This window comes from Vannielia litorea, from assembly GCF_900142295.1.
GTDB classification, from domain to species: domain Bacteria; phylum Pseudomonadota; class Alphaproteobacteria; order Rhodobacterales; family Rhodobacteraceae; genus Vannielia; species Vannielia litorea.
In genome coordinates this window covers 126037-146020 of record NZ_FSRL01000001.1, presented here as the reverse complement: position 1 = coordinate 146020, position 19984 = coordinate 126037, and the positions used below count along the sequence as shown (strand labels likewise).

Sequence of the window (19984 nt, the reverse complement as noted above, 5' to 3'; positions counted from 1 at the left end):
TTCCTCCCTGTTCTGCGCGGCCCCTACTCTTCCAGGGTCGCAAAAAACGCGGCGAGCGCCGCGATCTCTTCATCGCCCAGCCGCCCGGCGATCATGTTCATGACGGGGTGGCTGCGCTTCTTCTGCTTGTAGGCGTGCATCGCCACCACGAAATCCTCCTCCGGCCAGAGGATGATGGAGGGGATGCCCTCGTCGGCGCCGCTGGACTGGTGGCAGGAGGTGCATTCGGACGAGAGATATTCACCATAGTCCGGATCACCCACCAGCGCGAGGATCTCGGGCGCTACATCATGATCGGTCGCGCGCGCGGTGGGGTCTGCCTCGGGGATGTTCTGGGGCGAGGCGGAGAAGCTGCGCAGATAGGCGATGAGGTCGGCCCTGGTGGTCGCGTCCGCCTCGCCGCGGTAGCTCATGCGGGTTCCCGGCACGATTTGCCTGGGGTTCTCTAGAAAGGCGTCGAGCGTGTCGGCATGCCACTCGAGACCTTTTTCGCCAGCGCGTGCAAAGGCCTTGGAATACTTGAACCCTTCGATGGAGGCGGCCCTGCGCCCGAACAGGCCGTTGAGCTTGGGACCGATGCGATTGGCGGCCTCCGGCCCGACCTGGTGGCAGCCCTTGCACTTTCCAAAGGCCTGCTCCCCGCGTGCCACGTCACCCAGGGCATCCGCCTCTGCGCCTTGTGCGGCGCAGAGAAGGACCAGAGTGGCGAGGGCCGCGCGCAGGCTCATTCGGAGAAGCTGCCGAGGTAGGCTTCAACCGCCTTGATATCTTCCTCCTTGCGCAGACCGGCGAAGGACATCTTGGTGCCCTTCATGAAGTCCTTTGGCTTGGCCAGAAAGCCGGCGAGGGTTTCGGCGGTCCAGACCAGCCCGCCCGCGCCTGCGTCGGTCATGGCCTTGGAATACTTGAAGCCCTCCACGGTGCCCGCAACGCGACCCATGATGCCATTGAGCTGCGGGCCGGTCTTGTTTTCGGCCCCCTCGCCGACCTGGTGGCAGGCCTTGCACTTCTTAAAGACGTTCTCGCCCGCGGCGATCATCGCGGGATCGGCAGCGGCCGGGGTCGCTTCAGCGGCCGGAGCCTGCTCGGCTGCCGCTTCTTCGGCAGCAGTCTCCTCGGCGGCAGTCTCCTCGGAGGCGGGCGCGGCCTCGACAGGTTGCGCAACCTGTTGGGCTTCCGCAGGGGTGTCGTCGGTCGGATCGTCCGGCGTCACATCGAGAACGGTGGCGCGCATCGTGATCTCGACGCTGTCCTTGCACCCCTCCATGCAGGGCTCGGTGCGCCACTGGGGATACTCGGTTTCGGCCCGGTCATCGACGATGAAGCCGTCGGCATTGGGCATCTCGACCTCCAGGAAGTTCTCGTTCGACAGCACGAAGTCCTCGTCGACAAGGAAGTTCGAGTACAGAATGTAGGCGGTGATGGCATAGGTGTCATCAGCCGAAAGGGTCTGGGCCGCGCCGAAGGGCATGGAGCGGTGGACGTAGTCCCAGGCGGTGGAAAGGTAGGGCCAGTAGGAGCCCACGGTCTTCAGCGGGTCCTGGTCGGCGAGCGTGCCGTCGCCGCCTGCCAGCTTGGGCCAGTTGCCGGAGCCTTCGGCGAATTCGCCGTGACAGACGGCGCAATTGTCGGAAAACAGCACCTCGCCATCTTCGACCGAGCCGGAACCGGGCGGAAGCCCGCGCCCGTCGGGCATGACCTTTACGTCCCAGGCCGCGATTTCGTCTTCAGTGGCGGGGCGGCCAAGGCCGTACTTCGCAGTGGCGACCGACGTTGCCTCGCTTTGCTCGGGCTGCTCCTCCGTTGCCTCGCTTTGCTCGGCGTGTTCCTCCGTTGCCTCGCTTTGCTCGGCGTGCTCCTCCGTTGCCTCGCTTTGCTCGGCGGGGGCCGCCTCGTCGGCGGCTTGCGCCGTCTCTTCGGCCACCGGCTCCGGGGTTGCCTGAGCCGAAGCGGCGGGCACGGCCTGGCCCCGGAGGGGGGCGGGCATGTCAGCCACGAACTGGTCGGCGAGAATGTAGGCGGAGCCCAGCAGGACGGCGGTGCCGCCCATCACAGGGGCGAAGGTATTAAGAAACTTCGACATTTTCTGCGCTCCCGTCGGTGTTCACATGCCAGGTCTGGATGCAGTTGTTGTGGTAGACCGAGTTCAGCCCACGCACCTCGCGCAGCTGGGCCTTGGTCGGCTGGACATAGCCGGTTTCGTCCATCGCGCGGCTTTGCAGCAGCATCTCGGAGCCGTCCCACTCGGTATCGAGGTAGAAGCGGGTGAGTGCCTTGGTATCGCCTTGGGTGCGGCCGAGGCGGGCGGTCTCCCATGTGATGCCGCCGTCCTTGGACACGTCGACACGGGTGATGCGGCCGTGGCCCGACCAGGCCATGCCGGTGATGACCAGCGGGCCCGGCCCGTGGGTGATCGGGGCCTGCGGGCTGGGCGAGGTGACGACCGACTTGGCGTCCATCACCCAGGTCCACTTGCGGGAGGTGCCGTCGGCCAGCGTGTCGGTGTACTTGGAGGTCTCCTCGCGGCTCTCGACGGCGGCATCGGTCACCTCGATGCGGCGGAGCCACTTGATCCACATGTTGCCCTCCCAGCCGGGCACCACGAGGCGCACCGGGTAGCCGTGCTCCTTGCGCAGCGCCTCGCCGTTGGCCTTGAAGGCCACGAGCACGTCGTCCAGCGCCTTTTCCATCGGGATCGAGCGGCCGTTGGAGGAGGCATCGGCCCCCTCGACATAGACCCAGCGACCCTCGGTGGCGCCGTCGTAGCCGGCCTCGTTCAGCAAGGTGCGCAGAGGAATGCCGGTGTATTCCATGTTGTGGATCATGCCGTGGGTGAACTGGGCGCCGTTGAGCTGGGCACCGGCCCATTCCATGCCCGTGTTGGCCGCGCATTCGCAGAAATAGACGTGGTTCTCGCGCGGAAAGCGCTCCAGGTCGGCATAGGTGAAGACCAGCGGCGAAACGCCGAGGCCGTTGATCATCAGCCGGTAGTCCTCCTTGCGCAGCTCGATGGCGCCGGAGTGGTGGCGCTCGAAGGCGCAGCCCTGGGGCGTGATGGTGCCGTCGAGCGCGTGGATCGGCGTGAAGTTGATCGAGGAGATCGGGTCGGCGGTGAGCCAGGGCACGTTGCGGCGCACCACGTCGGCCTCGAACTCGATGGGCAGGCCGTAGGGGGTGGCATCGACACCTTCGCCGAGGCCGGAGGCCCACTCCTGCACCTCGGTGATGAGCGGGTCGCCCTCGGCGCGGGCCTGGGTGGCCAGCGTGCCGGCTGCGGCGGCTGCGGAGCCCGCCAGTACGGCGCGGCGTGAGAGTTTGAGATCGTCGCTCATGGGGTGTGTCTCCTCATTCACGGGGGGGCGGTGGTCAGTCGACCACCACTTTCACGTTGTCATGATCGCCTGCTGTAACGGTGCCGAGCTTGGCGATATGGGCCTCGACCACCTCCCAGATGGGCGGGCCTTCGGTGCCCTCGTTGACCGAGGCCCAGCCGGCGACTGTGTAGCTCCCGGCCGGGTCGATCGCCTCGCCGGTGGAGAGCAGCGTCATGTTCGAGATGCGCTCGCCGGCGGGTTTGTTGATGTCGATCTGGTAGCCCATGCCGCCGACGCGAACCATGTCGCCGCCCTGCTGGTAGTAGGGGTCGGGGTTGAAGATGTTGTCCGCCACGTCCTCCATCACCACCTTGAGAAACTCGCCTGTCATCTCGGTGCGGTAGGCGTTGGGGTAGGTCATCGAGGTGACGTTGAAGATGTCTTCGCGGGTGATCTCCTGGCCCGGGATCATCGAGGCGCCCCAGCGGACGCCGGGCGACAGGGCGATCTGGGCGTCGCGCTCGGAGAGCAGGGCGTCGCAGATCAGGTCGTCCCAGGTTCCGTTGAAGTTGCCGCGCCGGTAGAGCGTGGTGTCGCACTGGCCGATGACCTCGGCCATCTCGGCCTCGTAGGGGGCGCGCTGCGCGTCGATGAGGGCGGTCATCTCGGGGTCGGGGGCGATCACGTCGGAGAAGATCGGGATCAGCTTGTGGCGGTAGCCCATCATCCGTCCGTCGCGCACGTCGAGATCCACCCGGCTGACGAACTTGCCGTGGGAGCCGGAGGCCACCACGATGGTTTCGCCCACCACCACCGGCTCGGGGAGCGCGTCGTGGGTGTGGCCGGAGAGGATCACGTCGATCCCCGGCACGACAGAGGCCATCTTCTTGTCGACGTCAAAGCCGTTGTGGGAGAGCACCACGACCACCTCGGCCCCTTCGGCGCGGACCTCCTCGACCATCTCGGCCATGTGCTCGTCGCGGATGCCGAAGGAGTATTCGGGGAACATCCAGCCGGGGTTGGCGATCGGCATGTAGGGGAAGGCCTGGCCGATGACGGCGATCTTGGTGCCGCCGCGCTCGAACATCTGGTAGGGCGGGAACAGCTCTGCCGGTTCGTCCCACTCGGCGTCGAAGATGTTTTGCCCCAACGCGGCAAAGGGCAGACCCTCGACGATTTCCTGCACCCGCTCCGAGCCCAGGGTGAACTCCCAGTGGAAGGTCATCGCATCGGGCTGAAGGCCGTTCATCACATTGACCATGTCCTGCCCGGCCGTCTTGAGGCAGGTGTAGGAGCCGTGCCAGGTATCGCCGCCATCGAGCAGGAGCGCATCGGGGCGGTCGGCGCGGATGGCGTTGATAACGGTGGCCACCCGGTCCATCCCGCCAACCTTGCCATACCCTGCCGCCAGCGCCGCGAAGTCGCCTGAGCTGAGGGCATAGTGGGAGGGAGAGCCGTCTTCGATGCCGTAGAGCTTGCGAAAGTCGGCGCCGGTGACGTGGGGGACCACGCCCTTGTTGGCGCCGACCCCGAGGTTGACCGAAGGCTCGCGGAAGTAGATCGGCTTCAGCTGGGCATGAATATCGGTGACATGGATAAGGCTCACGTTGCCGAAGGTGTCGAACTGCAAGAGCCGGTCCTGCGTCAGCCTCTGCTGCGCCGCCAGGCGGGCCCAGTTTCCGAAGCCGGACGTGCCGAGGAGGGCGGAAGCGGCCATGCCGACCTGAAGGAAATCGCGGCGGGAGATCATCGGAGCCTCATTCTGACTGTTTTGCATTGCGCCTTTAGACACATGCGCATAAGTGCATTTGTTTTGGACAGAAAGGCCCGCGCGCCGGTCGGACGCGCGGGCCGTTGACTTAGTTGCGAACCGAGGGGCCCTCGACCGAGAGGCCATTGCCGCGCGAGGCGACGTAGAGCTCAAGGGCGACGAACTCGGGGCTGCCCACGGCAAAGGTTTCGGCCATGGTGTCGCGCACGCAGCCGCGGAAACGGTCGTGCACGGCATTCAGCTTGGTGTTCTTCAGCCGGTAGGTCGGGAAGCCGTTGATCTGACCCTGGCTCAGGTGATCGGCCCGGATCATGTTGCCCCAGTTGTCTTCGTGGCAGTTGGCGCAGGCCAGTTCGAGCTGGCCGTAGCGGGTATAGTAGATCTCCTTGCCCTGCTCCCAGGTGGACTGGGCCGGACCGTCAATCGCCACATCGACCGGCATGCCGCGCGACACGAAGGCCATGAGCGCGACCATGTCGGTCATCTCGCCGCCGGAATATTTCCATTCCTCGGCGCCCATGCGGGTGGTCCGGCAATCGTTGATCTGCATCTCGATCGTCCGGACTTCGCCAGCCTCCTCGTTCCACTTTGGATAGACCGCCTTTACGCCGGCCAGATCCTCGGGGGAGTTGTGGCAGTCGGCGCAGGCCTTGCCCTCGGTGCCATCGACCGCGGCAAAGGCGGCCTGCGCGCTCTCCACCCCGACCAAGCCGGGGTTGTCGAAGTCGTCCATCTGCATGGCCTGAGTCTCGTCGGAACGGAACCGCCAGCCAGAATAGATGGTGTCCACCACGCCTTCGAGATGCGCAGGTGCGGGGGCTTCGGTGACGATCTCGATCTCCTCGTTGATCGTCAGCTGGTCTTCATCGGGCCCCGCGTGCGCCGTGACCGCCAGTGCGGACACGGCTGCGGCGATGGCCACGTAGCTTGCTCTCTTGCTTGCTTTCTTCACGCTTCCCTCCCTAAGAGCGCGCGGCTGTCAGCCAACGGTGATCTCTTTCGTGTCGGTGTAAGTCGAGCCGTCGTCATCCTGCCAGGTAAACTCGAACGTCCCGCTCTCGGGCACGACGGCGTCGAACTCGAAATAGGGGTTGGTCGAGATCGCCGGCTCCATCACCACGTCAATCACGGTCTCACCGTTGAAGGTGCAGGTGAAGTGGTTGATGATCGAACGCGGGATCGGGTTGCCGTCGCTGTCCTTGCGCTGGCCGCTTTCCATTGCGTGCGAGATCAGCGTCTTGATGGTGATGGTCTCACCGGCAGAGGCGCTCTTCGGGACTTTGACCCGGGGTTTGACATCGGATGCCATGTTCTCAGTCTCCTATGATGATGTGCCTCAGCCGCCGCAGCCGCCGATGGTGACTTTCACGGTAGCCGACGCCTGCTTGAAGCTGCCGTCGGGCATCTTGGCGACGGCGATCACGTCCTGCGTCTTGGCAAGGCGGATGCGGGTGGCACCAGCCTGGCGCGCGGCCAGCGGGCCGAATGTGAAGGTGGCCACGGCGGGCGTGGGGTTGCCGGTCGCGAGAAGCATGATGCTCTCGGCGCCCTCGGCCTCGACGCCGATCGGAACGGTGTTGCCGTTCTCGGCGATCTCGGGCGCGTCCACGGTCACACCGCCCTCGGAGGGGGTGACCCCGCCGGTGAAGGCGGCGATTGCGTCAGCCACGGCATCGGCCATGGCAGGCATCGGAAGTACGGCGGCCAGAGCGGCGCCAGCGCCCAGAAACAGGGTGTCTCGTCTGCTAAGGTTCATGTTCAGCCTCCTTGTCGACCCGAGACGTGGGTCGGTGAGTGTTCAGGTCATTCGTCTTTGAGCGTCATCAGGAAGGCCACCACGTCCTCGACGTCCTGCGCCGTGAGCAGCGGCGGCACATCGCCCTCGGCGGCCTTGCCGGTGAAGCCGTTGCCAAGGCGGATGTAGCCTTCGGTCTTGTAGAAAGAAGGCATCATGGTGCCGTCGAAGGTTTTCTTGGCGTTTGCGACGATCCCGCGCAGTTCGGCCTCGGTCCAGCGGCTGCCCGCGCCGTCGAGCGCCGGGCCGATCTCGCCCTGGAAGGCGAGTTCGGGAAGCGCCGCGATCTGGTGGCAGGCAACGCAATTGCCCGAGCCCTTGTTCATCAGGACCGCACCGTTCTCGACATTGCCCGGCGCGCCGGTGAGCGAGACCTCGACGGCACCATAGTCGTCGTAGGCCACTTCAGCGGGTGCAACGGCCTCAGCCAGCAGGCCGCTGCCTGCGAATGCCATGATGGCCGCCATTCCTAGCGTGTTCTTCATGTTCCCTCCCTTGGGTAGCCGAGCCGGAGCCCGCTGCCTCGTCTGCATACGGTAGCGCACAATGTCGACCCCACGCAACGACAAATTCATTTACCTGAATTAATGATTATGTTGCACTGCAGCATTGGCCTCAGCCCTGCTGTTCCGCGAACTTGCGGGCATGATACTTCTGGAAGGGTTCATCGCCCTCGTAGCCCTTTTCCAGAACCCAGTTGAGCAGGTTCACCGTTGTCCACTTACCGAAGGCGCCGGGCATTGTCACCACGGCAGCCTGTGCGGCGGTCAGATCGGCACCCACGTCTTCAGGGAAGAAGAGAATCGTCGGCGTGAAGAGCGCGTTCCAGCGCTTGACGGCATCCTTCTCGGCCAGGGCCTCGCCGTCGAAATCCGTGACCTCGATATCGCCGAACATGTTGATCTGCACGACGTAGAAGTTGTCTTCGATCAGTTTCTTCACCTCGGGATCCGAATAGACCTCTTCATGCATCTTGGTGCAGTAGATGCAGCCACGCTGCTCGATCATCACAACGAACCGCTTGCCCTCGGCATTGGCCTCGGCGAGGTCCTCGCGCATGTCCTTGAAGGTGTCGCGGAACCACGGCTCCTTGTGCAGCCCGTCGTCTCCCAGTTCGGCCGCATGGGCGGAGCCCGCCATGAGGAGGGCGGCGAAGAAGGTGAGAATGCGTTTCATGTCTGCCTCCGGGGTCAGTTGGTGAAGGCCGGGACCTTTTCGATCAGCCACCAGGCGATGGCATTGACGGTCCCGGTTAGAATTAGAACGGCAAAGAGGATGAGCAAGGCACCCATGACCTTCTCCATCTTGCCGAGGTGCTTTCGGAAGCTCCCGGCGAATTGCATGAAGGGCGCGGTGAAGAGCGCGGCGATGATGAAGGGCAGCACCATGCCAGCGCCGAAGACGTTGACCATCAGAAGACCGCGCCAGGCGGTTTCGTCCGTCGAGGCCATCATGAAAACGCCGGTAAGCACGCCGCCGACGCAGGGCGTCCAGCCGGCCATGAAGGCGAGGCCCACAAGGTAGCTCGACCAGATCGTCATGTTGGAGGTGTCGCCGGCCTGCATCTGGAAGCTGCGGTCGAGAAAGCCGATGCGGAAGACCCCGAGAAAGTGGAGGCCCATGATGAGCACCAGCGCCCCGGCGGCGTAGCGGAACCAGTCGATGTAGGTCTTGAACAGCTCGGAGATGGCAAAGGCACCGGCGCCCAGGATCGCGAAGACGGTCATCATTCCGAGCGAGAACATCACGGCCGAGGCAACGAGGCGGAGGCGGGCACCCCGCGCAAGGGTGCCGTCGGCAGAGATCTCCGACATGCCGACTCCCGCCATGTAGCTGAGATAAAACGGCACGATAGGCAGCACGCAGGGCGAGAAGAACACGATGAGCCCGCCCAGAAAGGCGCTCCAGATGCCGACGTCGAGCAGCATGGCCCCGTCCTCCCTTGATGCGGCCCTTGTCTGGGACCCATAATCATATTAAGTTTGTTGAATGGAACGTCAATCGGGATCGGCGCCCTTGCGGCTCGCGGCTCTCCTCCTGACCTTCGCCCTCTCGGTCCTGCCCCTCGTGGCACGGGCCGAAGTGGCGCTGGTCATGGTGGAAGAACACGGCTGCGCCTGGTGTGCGCGGTGGAACAAGGAAATCGGCCCGATCTACCCGAAGACCCCGGAGGGACAGGCCGCGCCGCTGCGACGCGAGATGATCGGCGCACCACCTCACGACATCGAGTTTTCCCGTGGTCTGCACTTCACGCCCACCTTCGTTCTCGTGGAAGACGGCAAGGAGCTGGGCCGCATCGAGGGATATCCGGGCGAGGACTTCTTCTGGGGCCTGCTCAAAGAGATGATGGAACGCAACGGCGTGGCGCTTGCCACCGGAACGCCAGACGAGACCGGCTGAGGCCGGGAGAGACGGACGAGGGAACGAGACATGCTGGACGAAAAGCCCAACCTGCCGGTGTTCGACAAGAACATGTGCGCCGAGGACATGGACCGGATGGTGGCCAATGCGACCGCCGCCGCGAACTTTCTCAAGGCGATCAGCCATGAGGGCCGGTTGATGATTCTCTGCCACCTCGCAACCGGCGAAAAGACGGTGACCGAGTTGGAAGAACTTCTCTCGGCGCGCCAGGCCGCGGTCTCGCAGCAGCTCTCGCGGCTCCGGCTCGAAGGGCTCGTCACCCCGCGCCGCGACGGCAAGGCGATTTACTACAGCCTTGCGGACGACCGCCCGAAGAAGATGATGGAAGTCGTCTACGAGATGTTCTGCAAGGAGGGCTGACGCCGTTCCTGCGGGTGTCCGGGACTTTGGGAGGAGCCTGGGTGTTCGAAGATCTGCTCGACAGGATCGGCGATGCCAACGCGGTGGCCCTCGTGGGCCTTGTGGGGGGCATACTGCTTGGGCTGGCCGCGCGGATCGGTCGATTCTGCACGCTGGGGGCGATCGAGGATCAGCTCTACGCCGCCGACACCCGCCGCCTGAGGATGTGGGCGCTCGCCATCGGCACCTCCGTCATCGGGGTGGCCCTGGCCCGCGCGGGCGGCCTGTTCGACCCCCTGGAAACGCTCTATCTCAACCGCGTCTGGACCCCTTTGGGCAGTATCGCGGGGGGGCTGATGTTCGGCTATGGCATGGCGATCGCGGGCAACTGCGGCTACGGCGCCCTGTCCCGGCTGGGCGGCGGCGACTTGCGCGGGTTCATCATCGTGCTGGTCATGGGCCTGTCTGCCTACGCGGTGCTGTCGGGGCCTCTTGCCAGACTGCGAATCTGGCTCTTGCCGGTAGATGACGCCGCGGTGCGGTCGCAGGGATTTGCCGAGAGCCTTGCCGGAGCGACCGGGCTATCACCCGTGTTCTTTGCATTGGTGCTGGGCGTGGCCCTGCTGGCGCTTGCGCTTTCGAGCCGCGACATGCTGCGATCGCCCCGACACATCCTCTGGGGTGTGGTTGTCGGCCTCGCAATCCTGTCGGGGTGGATCGGCACCTATTTCGTGGCGCATACCGGCTTCGATGCCGAACGGATCACCTCGCACACCTTCTCGCAGCCGCTCGGCGACACGATCTTCTGGCTGATGACAGCGAGCGGCAACACGCTGTCGTTCAGCGTGGGCTCGGTGGTCGGCGTGCTGGTCGGCGCCTTTGCCGGCTCGCTCTTCAAGGGTCACTTCCGCTGGGAAGCCTGCGAAGACCCGCGCGAGTTGAAGCGGCAGATCATCGGAGCGGCGATCATGGGGCCCGGTGCGGTGCTGGCGGTGGGCTGTTCGGTGGGCCAGGGGATCAGCGCCTTCTCCGTGCTGGCCTGGTCGGCGCCGGTGACCTTTGCGGCAATCTACGCGGGCGCGGCGCTCGGGTTGAAGCAGCTGATTTCGGGCTTCCACACGGCGCGCGGATAGCTCAAGATTTCTCCGCATGACAGGACGGAACGGCAAGCGCCGGATTGCGATCATCGGAATGGGACCGCGTGGCCTCGGCGCGCTCGAGGCGCTGGCCGCGCGGGTGGCGCCGGGCTCGGTTTCAGTGGAGATATTCGATCCGGTACGGCCATACGGAGCCGGCCCCAATTTCTCTCCGGACGAGAGCGAGCTGTGCTTGCTGAACCTGCCGGTGCGGGCGGTGCAGATCGACCCCGGCAGGGTTGGGCGGTTCGCCGACTGGCTGGGCGTCGAGGATCCAGAGAGCTATCCGCCCCGCGCCGATCTAGGGCGCTACTTTGCCGCGCGGTTCGAAGCGGTGGCAGAGAGCTTGGCTCCCCTGATGCATGCCGCACGGGTCGAGAACGTCAGCCGGGAGGCGGATGGCTGGTATCTGGAGGCCGATGGGCGGCACGGCCCCTTTGACGAGGTCCTGACCACGCAGGGCCAGCCCAGGTGCGAACCCGACGCGCAGCTGGCGGAATGGCAGAACCATGCGAAGACGCAGGGTTTGCCGCTCTTCGCAGCCTACCCGGGACAGGCGCTGCGGGCCGCGGCGCAGGGCTGGCAGGGCAAGGTCGTGGGCGTGCGCGGCCTCGGGCTCTCAACCCTCGACGTGATGCGCCTGCTGACGCTCGGCCTGGGAGGGCGTTTCGAGGACGGAGCCTATGTGCCGTCAGGCCGTGAACCCGCCAGGATCCTGCCGTTCTCGCTTGACGGCCACGCCCCGGCGCCCAAGCCCGCGACCTCTGAGGTGGACGCGGGTTTCGACCCTGAGGAAGGTGAGACGCGCGCTTTCATCGGGGCGCTTGCGGAGGCGGTCGGAATGGCGGCAAACGCGGCGCTGGAGCGGATTTGCGCCGCGCTTGTGGCCCCCGGCATGCGACTGGCGCAGGCGCCTCGCCGCGAGGTGGAGCGGTGGCTCGCCGCGGAGCGCGAAGCACCCGGCAGCCAAGAAACGCGCGGGCCGATCGAGGCGCTGGCGGCCCATATGGACATGGCGCGGGGTGCTGTGCCGGAGGTGGGCTATGCGCTGGGCCAGGTTTGGCGGAAGTGGCAGAACGAGTTGCGCCAAGGCTTCAACCCCGCGCGCATGGCGCCTGAGACGGCCGCCGCGCTGGTAAAGTTCGACGATGCGCTGAAACGCTTCTCCTACGGGCCGCCGTTGCGCTCGGCGGAGGAGCTGCTGGCGCTGATCCGGGCCGATGTGGTGGACCTGCGGGCGGTGGATGACCCGGATATCCGATTGGTCGATGACGGTTGGGTGCTGGATGGAGACGCAGCCACCCTGAGGGCCGAAGTGATGGTCGATGCCGTCCTGCCCTCCCCTGCCCTTGCGCCCGTTACCGACCGGGCGCTTGCCGGTCTGCGCGAGGACGGCTGGCTGCACGAGGTCGCCGAAGGGCTGGGCGGGGAGACTGCGGCCGACGGCCTGGCCCTCACCCGCGATGGCCGCCCTGCCCCGGGCCTCGCCGTGCTCGGGCGCATGGCAGCAGGAAGCGTGATCGCGGTCGACTCGATCCATGACTGCTTCGGCGCGGCGGCGGACCGCTGGGCAAACGGCGTGGCGGACCGCAGCGGAAGACGGACCGACTAGCCAGCTTGCAAGGGCGGCTGCCGGCGTGCGCCATTGCCACGAGCCGCGCCAATGGTTGCCTCAGTGCGGCGCGGTTCGGGCGATGGCGATGTTGAGCAGAACTTGCCGCCGCTCGGTGGTGGCGACTTGGATGGCGCGCTCCAGAGTAGAGGGCAGATCGGCGCCACTGGTTACGGTCGCGGTCCAGGCCCGGCTCGCCTCGGCGGTGCGGGTGAAGTCGGGGCTGGGGCGCAGCGACGTGAGCGGCACCTCGTTGGCCGCCCGTGCCGCGCCCGCGGGATAGAGCCCCTCGACCGAGTGCCGCACGGCCCCCCATTCTTCGTTGTTGAGAACCAACACGATCACCGGAGCCGCCTGCGCCTCGGCGACAAGATGACAGGCGGTCGGATTGGCGAACATATAGCTGCCGTCGCCCATGGTAGCAAAGATGAGCCGGTCGGGATGCGCAAGCTGCGCCCCGATGGCCGCAGGCAAGCCCCATCCGAGGCCGCCGGAATGAGGCTCCTGAAAGTAGCTGTCGGGTTGCTCCAGATCGAGCGGCATGAGCGGGCAGCCCAGCTCATGAAACACGGTGGCGCGTCGGCCTTGCCGGGCTTGCGCCTTGATCGCGCGGCCGAGGCAAAGGCTGACCCACTCCTTGCTCATCGGCGAAGCCGCACCCGCTTCGGCGACGGAAACGGCCTGGGCGCGGGCTTTCGAAGAGGCGCCAGTGATGCGGGCGCGACGCGCGGCGGTGCCTTCGGCGTCAGTCGGCTCCGCCTCCAGCGCCCGTGCAAGATCTTCGATGACCCGGTCGACAGGTCCGGCGAGAGTGATTGCCGCAGGAAAGTTTCGCACGGGTGTCCGGGAAAAGAGCGGGTCGGGACCCGCCATGATAACGGTCGCATCCTCGCGCAGCCGCACCTTGTCGGGGAACCAGGGTGCCAAAGCATCGAGCACCAGCACCACATCTGCCTCGGCAAGCCAGGGGCCCGGGTCGGCACCGATCTGCATCGGGTGCGAGAGTGGCATGGCGAGCTGGTTCGACCAGTAATGCGAGAGCGGGAAGGCGTGGGCCTCGCACAGGTTGGCGAGCGCCGCAAAACCTGCCTCACTGCCTGCGCCACGCTGGGCAATGATCAGCGGGTTCTCGGCCCGTGCCAGCGCCTCGGCAGCCCGTACCAACGCCGCCCTGTCCGGCGCGCTGACGACCGGGGAGATGCGCGAGGGGGCCTCCAGACCGGCCCGAGGGCAGGGCTCGCACAGCACCTCGCGGGGCAGGCTCAGGTAGACCGGACCCTTGGGCGTCGAATTGGCGATCGCCCAGGCGCGGTCCATCAACTCCGAAATCTGGTCGGGGAAGCGCAGTTCGTAGTTCCACTTCGTCGTCTCGCGGATCAGCGCCTCCTGGTCGAACATTTCCTGCCCCCAACCGATCGGCACGGTGCGCGCGCCGAAGCGGCTGTGCTCTGTCACCGGGGTTCGGCCCGACATGAGAATCATCGGCACCTGGTCGCACCATGCGTTGATCGCGGCCGTCGCCCCGTTGGACAGGCCCACGTTGGTGTGCAGAAGCACCGCCTGTGGCCGGCCGGTCACCTGCCAGTAGCCGTGCGCCATCGAGACCGCCGCGTGCTCATGAGGCACGGTGACGGGCGTGGGCAGGTCGAGCCCGGCCCGGCGGGCCTCCACCAGGCCTTCGATGATCGGCGGAAAGTCGGTGCCCGAGTTGGCGAAGACATAGTCGACGCCCAGCGCCTTCAGTTTCCCGAAGATCGCTCCGCCCGCAGTGATCGAAGAACCATCCTTCATGCGCCCTGCCGCCCTGTTATTTCATTATGTGAGATTCTATTTGCAGATAATGAGGCTGAGCGGCAAGGTGAGTCAATATGCGCCCCTGGAGAACGACTGCATGGCCACCCCGATCAATCTCTCCGTGATGAAAGCCTTCGACGTGCTGGATCTCTTCGACGACACTCGCCGCGAGCTGACGACGGAGGTGGTGGCGCGGGAGCTGCGGTTGTCGCATGCCACGGCGCACAGGTTCCTCGCCACGCTCGACGCCGCGAACGTGCTGACGGCGGTGCGTCGCGGGAGTTTCGCCCCTGGCCCGCGGCTTGCCCGCCTCGGCCGGATGGCAGAAGATCTGGCTCCCCTGCCCCGCAGCCTCCAAGCCACGCTCGACCGATTGCGGCAGGCGCTGGAGGAGTCGGTAATGGCCTGCCGGTACACGCCGCGCGGCCCGCTTTGCGTGGCCGTGAGCCAGGCTGACAGGCCGATATCGGTGAACATCCGCACCGGCACCACCCTGCCGATGCTCACCACCGCGCAGGGGCGGCTCTTTCTCGCCGGGATGACCCCACGCGACCGGCAGGTCTGGGCCAGGGTGCAGGGCATTTCTCGGGCGAGCCTCGCAGAGATCGAGCCGCTGCTGGAGGGTATCCGCGCGGCGGGCCACGCAGTGAATCGCGGTGACAACGAGCCCGACATCGCCGCCGTTTCCGTGCCGGTGATCGCGGGTGAACGCACGGTTCTGACGGTGTCGGCCTTCGGAACGCTGGGCCGATTTGGGGCCGATGTGCAGGCCCGAGCTGCCGGACTTCTCGTGAAGGCGGCCTCCGACCTTGCGCGCGAGATCGACCCTGCACGTCAAAGCCAAAAATCCGGTGGGAGGAGAGAGTCCATGCATAACGACCACACCGCCATGGACCGCGGCGGCAACGAGGCCTGACGCCGGTTGCCAAGATGGTTCAGCGTGATGCTTCTTCCGAGATCTCCCTGCCCAGATCGCCGATGACGACATGCGCACCTATGCGCCTTTCACCGAACCGGTGTTTTCAAGGCCGATCTGGGCTCCGTCCGGCCAGAACCGGTGCAGCGACTTGCTGATGGCAACGCTGGAAGCCAAGAGGCACGCTGCCCCATCGGCGCCTTCCAGCCCGCCCGGTTCCAGCGCAGGGTGATGAGAGAGGCCAAGGCCCTACCGGTGACGACGAACCTTCAGGGGGCGGAGATCGGTCTCAGAAGGGGCTTTGGCGATGCCGCCTGTCTCACTCGTATCTTCCGGCGGCATGAGAACCGCGAAGGTTCGCCGCATCGCCACGCCACTCTGTCGATCGCGTGCCGAAAGGCCGCAACGCCCTCGGTCCGCTCTCGCGGCCAGAGTGGGCAGGCACCCCTACCGTCAGGTCCAAGGGCCACCGCGCCGACGTCTCCCGACATTTGGTATGCGGCTCGCCGTGATCGGCTGGCGGGCAGAAGGCGCCGTGGGCCGGGTTTGCGAGGCCATCGCGCGCAGCGCGGCCACGCGGTTCTCTGTCGCGGGGTGCGTGGCAAAGAGATTGTCGCGTTTGTAGGCGTGCAGCGGGTTGACGATGAACATATGCGCGGTCCCCGGGTTGCGCTCGGCCGCGTCATTGTCGATGCGCGCGGCGCCGGAGGCGATCTTTTCCAACGCGGAAGCCAGCCACAGAGGCTCGCCGCAGATCTCGGCGCCGGCCTTGTCGGCGGCATATTCGCGGGTTCGGCTGATCGCCATCTGCACCAGTGCGGCAGCCATCGGCGCGAGAAACATCATCAGCAAGGACCCGACCAGCCCAAGGCGTTCGCGCGAGCCGCCAAAGAACAGCGCAAAGTTGGCAAGCATCGAGATCGCACCGGCGAAGGTGGCGGTGACAGTCATGATCGCAGTGTCGTGGTTGCGGATATGGGCCAGTTCATGCGCGATCACCCCGGCCAGCTCCTCGCGGCTCAGGCTGCGGATCAGGCCGGAGGTCACAGCGACGGCTGCATTGGCAGGGTTGCGCCCGGTGGCGAAGGCGTTGGGCTGAGGCGTGTCGATCAGGTAGAGCCGGGGTTCGGGGAGCCCGGCGTTTCTGGCGAGGTCCATGGTCAGCGCATGCAGGCCGAGCCGGTCGCCCGGCGCGATCGGCTGGGCGTTGTGCATGCGCAGGACCATGCGATCGGAGTTCCACCAGGTGAAGGCATTCATGCCGGCCGCGACCACAAGCGCGATCACCGCGCCACCGGCGCCGCCGAGCAGGTAGCCCACGCCCATGAAGAGTGCGGTCATCGCCGCCATGAGCATTGCTGTCTTGACGTAGCCCAAGTCCGCCTCCGATATCGCTCGATCTGAGAATGAACGAGATATGGAGACGGTTCCCGCCCATGCAAGATGCAGGGCGGGCCGATGCGACGGAGCGCCCCACGTGACGCCGCGGTCTAGGGGCGGCCTGTCGGCCTGAGGTCGGCGAAAGCCTTGCCGGTAGCGGCCTCGAATTCGGCCTCGTCCCAGAAGCCAATGAGAATACCAGTCTCGGCGGCACGCTTCTGGCGGGCCAGCACTTCGGGGGTGGCGGTGATGCGGGTATGATGGCGGGTGGCCCAGTCGAGCAAGGCGGCCTCCATCCGGGCGCGCACGGCGACATGCTCGGGCGCGTCGGAGGCGCCTATGTCATCCACCTCCTGCGGATCCGTCTCCAGGTCAAAGAGAACGGGGCGGAAGCCCTCGCAGCGGATGTACTTCCAACGACCATCGAAGATCATCGTGGTATGGGCATGCTCCTGGGGCTGATCGAGCGTGCGGGCCATGTCGGACCAGTGGTAATCATGCTCGGATATGGCGTAGCGGCGGGAAAAGCCCTCGGTGCCGTGGAGAAGCGGAGTCAGGTCGCGCCCCTCGATCACATGCGGCTTGGGCCTGCAGCCCAGCGCGTTCATGAAGGTGGGGGCGAGGTCGATCATCTCGACGAGGTCCTCCGATACCGTGCCGCGTGTGGCATCGGCCTCCGGGCGCGGATCGTGGATGATGAGCGGCACCTTCACGGCCATCTCGTGGTAGAAATCCTTGTCGCCCATCCAGTGATCGCCCATGTAGTCGCCGTGGTCGGAGGTCACGGCGATGATGGTGTTCCGGCTGCGGCCCGTCTTCTCCATCCATGCAAAAAGCCGCCCAAGCTGGTCATCGAGCTGCTTGATGAGGCCCATGTAGGCCGGGATGACATGCTCGCGGACGAGGTCACGCGAGAAGCTGCGGCAGACTCGGGCCTGGTGATAGGCCGACACGAGCGGGTGGTCGGTGGCCTTCTCGGCCTCGGAGCGGACCGGCGGCACGATGTGCTCCGGGCCGTACATGTCGTGGTAAGGTGCGGGCACGATGTAGGGCCAGTGGGGCTTGATGTAGCTCAGGTGGCACATCCAGGGTCGCCCATCGGCCTCGGCCTCTTCCATGAAGGCCATGGCCCGGTCGGTCATGTAGGCGGTCTCGGAATGCTCCTCGGGCACGTTTGCGGGGAGCCGGGAGTTCTTGAGCAGCCAGGCCGAGAGCAGCTCGCCATCGTCGTCGAGGCCGGAATTGGCAAAGTCCCCCCACGGATTGTCGGAGGAGAAGCCATGGGCGACGAGGTAGTCGTCGTAGGCCGACCAGTTCTGCCGCGCGCTGTCGGGGTGCAAGCCGTCGTCACGCTCGAAGGGTTCGAAGCCGCATTCCGACACGCGCACGCCGATCTCGCTTTCGGGCGCGATGCCGAGCCAGGCCATGCCCTCGGCGTCGGCGGTCATGTGGGTCTTGCCCACGAGCACGGCGCGGGCACCGACCTCGCGCAGGTGGTCGCCCAGGGTCGGTTCGCCCACACGGAGCGGCATGCCGTTCCAGGTGGAGCCGTGAGACCGGACGTAGCGACCGGTGTAGGCCGACATCCGGGAGGGGCCGCAAACCGGCGACTGCACATAGGCATTGGTGAAGCGCACGCCCCGGGCAGCCAGCGCGTCGATGTGCGGGGTGTGCAGGTGCGGGTGGCCGTAGCAGCTGAGGTAGTCGAACCTGAGCTGGTCGGCCATGATCCAGAACACGTTGGGGCGGGTGGTCATTCGGCCATGTCCTTCTGCAAAATCTCGGCGGCGGGCGTGTTGAGAAACATCTCCACCCGGTCCAGCAGGTCGATGAACCTGCGGGTCTCCTCCTCGGTCAGCGCCTCGCGCAGCGCCGCCCTGCGGCGCGCCATCACCGGCGCGGCCAGCTCATAGGCGGCACGGCCCTCCGTCGTCGCCTCCACGATGGTCTGCCGCTTGTCCCGCTGGGCGCGGTGCATGGTGACGAAGCCCTTGCGCTTCATCTCCGGCAGCGCCCGGCTCAGCAGCGAGTGATCGGCGCGCTGGATGGTGGCCAGGTCCCGGATCGTCATGGGCCCGGCCTCGCAGAGATCCCAAAGCACCCGCCACTCCATGATCGAGATGCCGCCGCCGAACTGCAAGAACTGCTGCCCCTGCCTGCGCGAGGCGGCATAGACGGCCGGCAGCCGCGAGAAGACGTTGAGGTCTTCATGGCTGCGCCTCTCCCGAATCCGCTCCGGGTCGATCTTGGCTGGGTCGGTCATCGGTATCCTCCACCCCGCTGATAAAGCCCGAAAATTAAATGCGTGACAAGTCATATATATTTTGCAACTCTACCTGCATGCCCCGAAAGGGGAGCCGTGCGCCGGGAGGATGGCGCGCGAGATTAGGGAGGATGAACCGACATGAAGAAAACGCTCCTCGGCGCAGCGCTGGCCCTTGCCCCGCTGGCCGCCACGGCCCAGGCCACGCTGACGGCCGAAACAACGACAGCGGGCTCGACCCCGCATTACATCGACTCGACCCTCGCCGCGATCCTCGACAGCGCCGGCGTGGCGACGTTGCAGATCACCGAGGGCGCGACGCTGACAAATTCGGTCCAGGCCGTGGCCGAGGGCCGGCTCGACATGGCGCCCGCGCCGCTGATCCTGCCCTTCCTGCTGTCCAAGGGCATCGGGCCCTATGCCGGTGTCGGCCCCGAGAAGGGCGCCGAGCTGGCCGCGAACCTGCGGGTGATCTTCTGGAATGCGGGTTCGGCCCAGATTCTTGGCTACTACAACTCCAACCCGATCGAGGACATCCGCAAGCTCGATGGCAAGCGCATCTGGAACGGCCCGCCCCGCGGCGCCGCCCTGACCTCGGGCCGGGCGATGGTCCAACTGCTGTCGGGCCTCAAGGACGGCGAGGGCTACGAGGGCATTCAGAACGAGTGGCCCGATACGGTGTCGACCATCACCGGCGGCGGCGTCGATGCCTGGACGATCCCCGAAGGCCTGCCCTCGGGCCGCCAGATCTCCATCGCGGCGGTCGGCGGGATCACCATCCACGATGTGCCCTCCGACCTGCTCGCCAGCGAACTCGGCCAGCAGATCTTGGCCGCGCCCGGCCACGCGCCCTACTCGGTGCCGGTCGAGGATGTGCGCGCCGCCTATGACGGCAACGACATCACCATCGTCACCGATGACGACACCTTCGACAGCTTCGCCACCGCCTTCGGCCAGATCGTGCCCGCCACGATGGACGAGCAGCTCGTGTACGACATCACCGCGGCCTACCTCGCGGGCAAGGACCGCTTCATCGAGGGTTCGCCCCGAGGCCCCTTCACGATGATGAGCTTCGGTGACCTCGACGGCGTGAGCCAGGGCGCCTGCGGTGCGGTGCAGATCAAGATGCACCCCGGCGCAATCCGTGCCTTCGAGGATGCGGGCCACACCGTCGCGGATTGCCTGCGCCCCTGACCTGACACCCTGCGTGGCCGGTCAGCCGGCCACGCCTCCGCCCAGACAG

At 66.1% G+C, this 19984-nt stretch carries 20 protein-coding genes; 6 read left to right on the top strand and 14 right to left on the bottom strand.

Annotated features, from left to right (window positions below):
- Window positions 1-23: 23 nt before the first annotated feature.
- The 10 genes from BUR94_RS00765 to BUR94_RS00720 all read right to left on the bottom strand — a co-directional run bounded on the left by BUR94_RS00765 (window position 24) and on the right by BUR94_RS00720 (window position 8808).
- On the bottom strand, window positions 24-728 hold the full coding sequence (locus tag BUR94_RS00765; protein WP_074254375.1) for a c-type cytochrome: 705 nt from the start codon (window positions 726-728) through the stop codon (window positions 24-26).
- Window positions 725-2083, bottom strand: a complete 1359-nt coding sequence (locus tag BUR94_RS00760; RefSeq protein WP_084192854.1) for a c-type cytochrome — start codon at window positions 2081-2083, stop codon at window positions 725-727. Before BUR94_RS00760 ends, BUR94_RS00765 begins: the two co-directional genes overlap by 4 nt.
- Window positions 2067-3332 carry a sulfite dehydrogenase gene (soxC, locus tag BUR94_RS00755; protein WP_074254374.1) on the bottom strand — a complete coding sequence of 422 codons (1266 nt, stop codon included), beginning with the start codon at window positions 3330-3332 and terminating at the stop codon, window positions 2067-2069. Before soxC ends, BUR94_RS00760 begins: the two co-directional genes overlap by 17 nt.
- A gap of 34 nt (window positions 3333-3366) precedes the next feature.
- Window positions 3367-5064 (bottom strand): thiosulfohydrolase SoxB, encoded by a 1698-nt coding sequence (gene soxB / locus BUR94_RS00750; protein WP_074254373.1) that lies wholly within the window; start codon window positions 5062-5064, stop codon window positions 3367-3369.
- 109 nt (window positions 5065-5173) lie between these two features.
- On the bottom strand, window positions 5174-6007 hold the full coding sequence (soxA, locus tag BUR94_RS00745) for a sulfur oxidation c-type cytochrome SoxA (RefSeq protein ID WP_074257511.1): 834 nt from the start codon (window positions 6005-6007) through the stop codon (window positions 5174-5176).
- 57 nt (window positions 6008-6064) lie between these two features.
- Window positions 6065-6394 (bottom strand): thiosulfate oxidation carrier complex protein SoxZ, encoded by a 330-nt coding sequence (gene soxZ, locus BUR94_RS00740; protein ID WP_074254372.1) that lies wholly within the window; start codon window positions 6392-6394, stop codon window positions 6065-6067.
- Between the two features lie 27 nt (window positions 6395-6421).
- A complete protein-coding gene (gene soxY / locus BUR94_RS00735; RefSeq protein WP_074254371.1) occupies window positions 6422-6841 on the bottom strand; it encodes a thiosulfate oxidation carrier protein SoxY in 420 nt (139 codons plus the stop codon).
- A 47-nt stretch (window positions 6842-6888) separates the two neighbouring features.
- The gene (soxX, locus tag BUR94_RS00730) at window positions 6889-7365 is read right to left on the bottom strand and encodes a sulfur oxidation c-type cytochrome SoxX (RefSeq protein ID WP_074254370.1); all 477 of its coding nucleotides are present in this window, start codon (window positions 7363-7365) and stop codon (window positions 6889-6891) included.
- A 130-nt stretch (window positions 7366-7495) separates the two neighbouring features.
- Window positions 7496-8056 carry a thioredoxin family protein gene (locus tag BUR94_RS00725; protein ID WP_074254369.1) on the bottom strand — a complete coding sequence of 187 codons (561 nt, stop codon included), beginning with the start codon at window positions 8054-8056 and terminating at the stop codon, window positions 7496-7498.
- Window positions 8057-8070: 14 nt separating this feature from the next.
- Window positions 8071-8808 (bottom strand): cytochrome c biogenesis CcdA family protein, encoded by a 738-nt coding sequence (locus BUR94_RS00720; protein WP_245794310.1) that lies wholly within the window; start codon window positions 8806-8808, stop codon window positions 8071-8073.
- 61 nt (window positions 8809-8869) lie between these two features.
- Here BUR94_RS00720 and BUR94_RS00715 point away from each other — a divergent pair, with 61 nt between their 5' ends.
- Genes BUR94_RS00715 through BUR94_RS00700 form a run of 4 tightly spaced genes read left to right on the top strand, consistent with a single transcriptional unit; the run spans window position 8870 to window position 12388 of the window.
- Window positions 8870-9280, top strand: a complete 411-nt coding sequence (locus tag BUR94_RS00715; protein WP_175570399.1) for a thioredoxin domain-containing protein — start codon at window positions 8870-8872, stop codon at window positions 9278-9280.
- 30 nt (window positions 9281-9310) lie between these two features.
- Window positions 9311-9661 carry an ArsR/SmtB family transcription factor gene (locus BUR94_RS00710; RefSeq protein ID WP_074254367.1) on the top strand — a complete coding sequence of 117 codons (351 nt, stop codon included), beginning with the start codon at window positions 9311-9313 and terminating at the stop codon, window positions 9659-9661.
- 53 nt (window positions 9662-9714) lie between these two features.
- Complete coding sequence (locus BUR94_RS00705) at window positions 9715-10773, top strand: YeeE/YedE family protein (RefSeq protein ID WP_074257509.1); 1059 nt, start codon at window positions 9715-9717, stop codon at window positions 10771-10773.
- Window positions 10774-10789: 16 nt separating this feature from the next.
- A complete protein-coding gene (locus BUR94_RS00700; RefSeq protein WP_074254366.1) occupies window positions 10790-12388 on the top strand; it encodes an FAD/NAD(P)-binding protein in 1599 nt (532 codons plus the stop codon).
- Between the two features lie 60 nt (window positions 12389-12448).
- Here BUR94_RS00700 and BUR94_RS00695 read toward each other — a convergent pair whose 3' ends face one another.
- Window positions 12449-14179 carry a thiamine pyrophosphate-requiring protein gene (locus tag BUR94_RS00695; RefSeq protein WP_074254365.1) on the bottom strand — a complete coding sequence of 577 codons (1731 nt, stop codon included), beginning with the start codon at window positions 14177-14179 and terminating at the stop codon, window positions 12449-12451.
- A 49-nt stretch (window positions 14180-14228) separates the two neighbouring features.
- Between BUR94_RS00695 and BUR94_RS00690 the strand changes: the two genes are divergently transcribed.
- Window positions 14229-15098, top strand: a complete 870-nt coding sequence (locus BUR94_RS00690; RefSeq protein WP_074254364.1) for an IclR family transcriptional regulator — start codon at window positions 14229-14231, stop codon at window positions 15096-15098.
- Between the two features lie 453 nt (window positions 15099-15551).
- Here the strand turns inward: BUR94_RS00690 and htpX are convergent, their stop codons facing one another.
- The 3 genes from htpX to BUR94_RS00675 all read right to left on the bottom strand — a co-directional run bounded on the left by htpX (window position 15552) and on the right by BUR94_RS00675 (window position 18741).
- Window positions 15552-16475: a zinc metalloprotease HtpX gene (gene htpX, locus BUR94_RS00685; protein ID WP_074254363.1), complete on the bottom strand. Its 924-nt coding sequence runs from the start codon at window positions 16473-16475 to the stop codon at window positions 15552-15554.
- A gap of 113 nt (window positions 16476-16588) precedes the next feature.
- Entirely contained in the window at window positions 16589-18235 is a 1647-nt protein-coding gene (locus BUR94_RS00680; RefSeq protein WP_074254362.1) for a sulfatase-like hydrolase/transferase, read from the bottom strand.
- A complete protein-coding gene (locus BUR94_RS00675) occupies window positions 18232-18741 on the bottom strand; it encodes a MarR family winged helix-turn-helix transcriptional regulator (protein ID WP_074254361.1) in 510 nt (169 codons plus the stop codon). Before BUR94_RS00675 ends, BUR94_RS00680 begins: the two co-directional genes overlap by 4 nt.
- Before the next feature lie 141 nt (window positions 18742-18882).
- Between BUR94_RS00675 and BUR94_RS00670 the strand changes: the two genes are divergently transcribed.
- Entirely contained in the window at window positions 18883-19935 is a 1053-nt protein-coding gene (locus tag BUR94_RS00670) for a TAXI family TRAP transporter solute-binding subunit (RefSeq protein WP_074254360.1), read from the top strand.
- Window positions 19936-19984 lie beyond the last annotated feature (49 nt).

Excerpts from the sequence above, each read along its gene's own strand:
- BUR94_RS00765 (WP_074254375.1), bottom strand. The coding sequence starts at position 728 with ATGAGCCTGCGCGCGGCCCTCGCCACTCTGGTCCTTCTCTGCGCCGCA.
- BUR94_RS00760 (WP_084192854.1), bottom strand. The coding sequence starts at position 2,083 with ATGTCGAAGTTTCTTAATACCTTCGCCCCTGTGATGGGCGGCACCGCC.
- soxC (WP_074254374.1), bottom strand. The coding sequence starts at position 3,332 with ATGAGCGACGATCTCAAACTCTCACGCCGCGCCGTACTGGCGGGCTCC.
- soxB (WP_074254373.1), bottom strand. The coding sequence starts at position 5,064 with ATGATCTCCCGCCGCGATTTCCTTCAGGTCGGCATGGCCGCTTCCGCC.
- soxZ (WP_074254372.1), bottom strand. The coding sequence starts at position 6,394 with ATGGCATCCGATGTCAAACCCCGGGTCAAAGTCCCGAAGAGCGCCTCT.
- soxY (WP_074254371.1), bottom strand. The coding sequence starts at position 6,841 with ATGAACCTTAGCAGACGAGACACCCTGTTTCTGGGCGCTGGCGCCGCT.
- soxX (WP_074254370.1), bottom strand. The coding sequence starts at position 7,365 with ATGAAGAACACGCTAGGAATGGCGGCCATCATGGCATTCGCAGGCAGC.
- BUR94_RS00725 (WP_074254369.1), bottom strand. The coding sequence starts at position 8,056 with ATGAAACGCATTCTCACCTTCTTCGCCGCCCTCCTCATGGCGGGCTCC.
- BUR94_RS00720 (WP_245794310.1), bottom strand. The coding sequence starts at position 8,808 with ATGCTGCTCGACGTCGGCATCTGGAGCGCCTTTCTGGGCGGGCTCATC.
- BUR94_RS00715 (WP_175570399.1), top strand. The coding sequence starts at position 8,870 with ATGGAACGTCAATCGGGATCGGCGCCCTTGCGGCTCGCGGCTCTCCTC.
- BUR94_RS00710 (WP_074254367.1), top strand. The coding sequence starts at position 9,311 with ATGCTGGACGAAAAGCCCAACCTGCCGGTGTTCGACAAGAACATGTGC.
- BUR94_RS00700 (WP_074254366.1), top strand. The coding sequence starts at position 10,790 with ATGACAGGACGGAACGGCAAGCGCCGGATTGCGATCATCGGAATGGGA.
- BUR94_RS00695 (WP_074254365.1), bottom strand. The coding sequence starts at position 14,179 with ATGAAGGATGGTTCTTCGATCACTGCGGGCGGAGCGATCTTCGGGAAA.
- BUR94_RS00690 (WP_074254364.1), top strand. The coding sequence starts at position 14,229 with ATGAGGCTGAGCGGCAAGGTGAGTCAATATGCGCCCCTGGAGAACGAC.
- BUR94_RS00680 (WP_074254362.1), bottom strand. The coding sequence starts at position 18,235 with ATGACCACCCGCCCCAACGTGTTCTGGATCATGGCCGACCAGCTCAGG.
- BUR94_RS00675 (WP_074254361.1), bottom strand. The coding sequence starts at position 18,741 with ATGACCGACCCAGCCAAGATCGACCCGGAGCGGATTCGGGAGAGGCGC.
- BUR94_RS00670 (WP_074254360.1), top strand. The coding sequence starts at position 18,883 with ATGAAGAAAACGCTCCTCGGCGCAGCGCTGGCCCTTGCCCCGCTGGCC.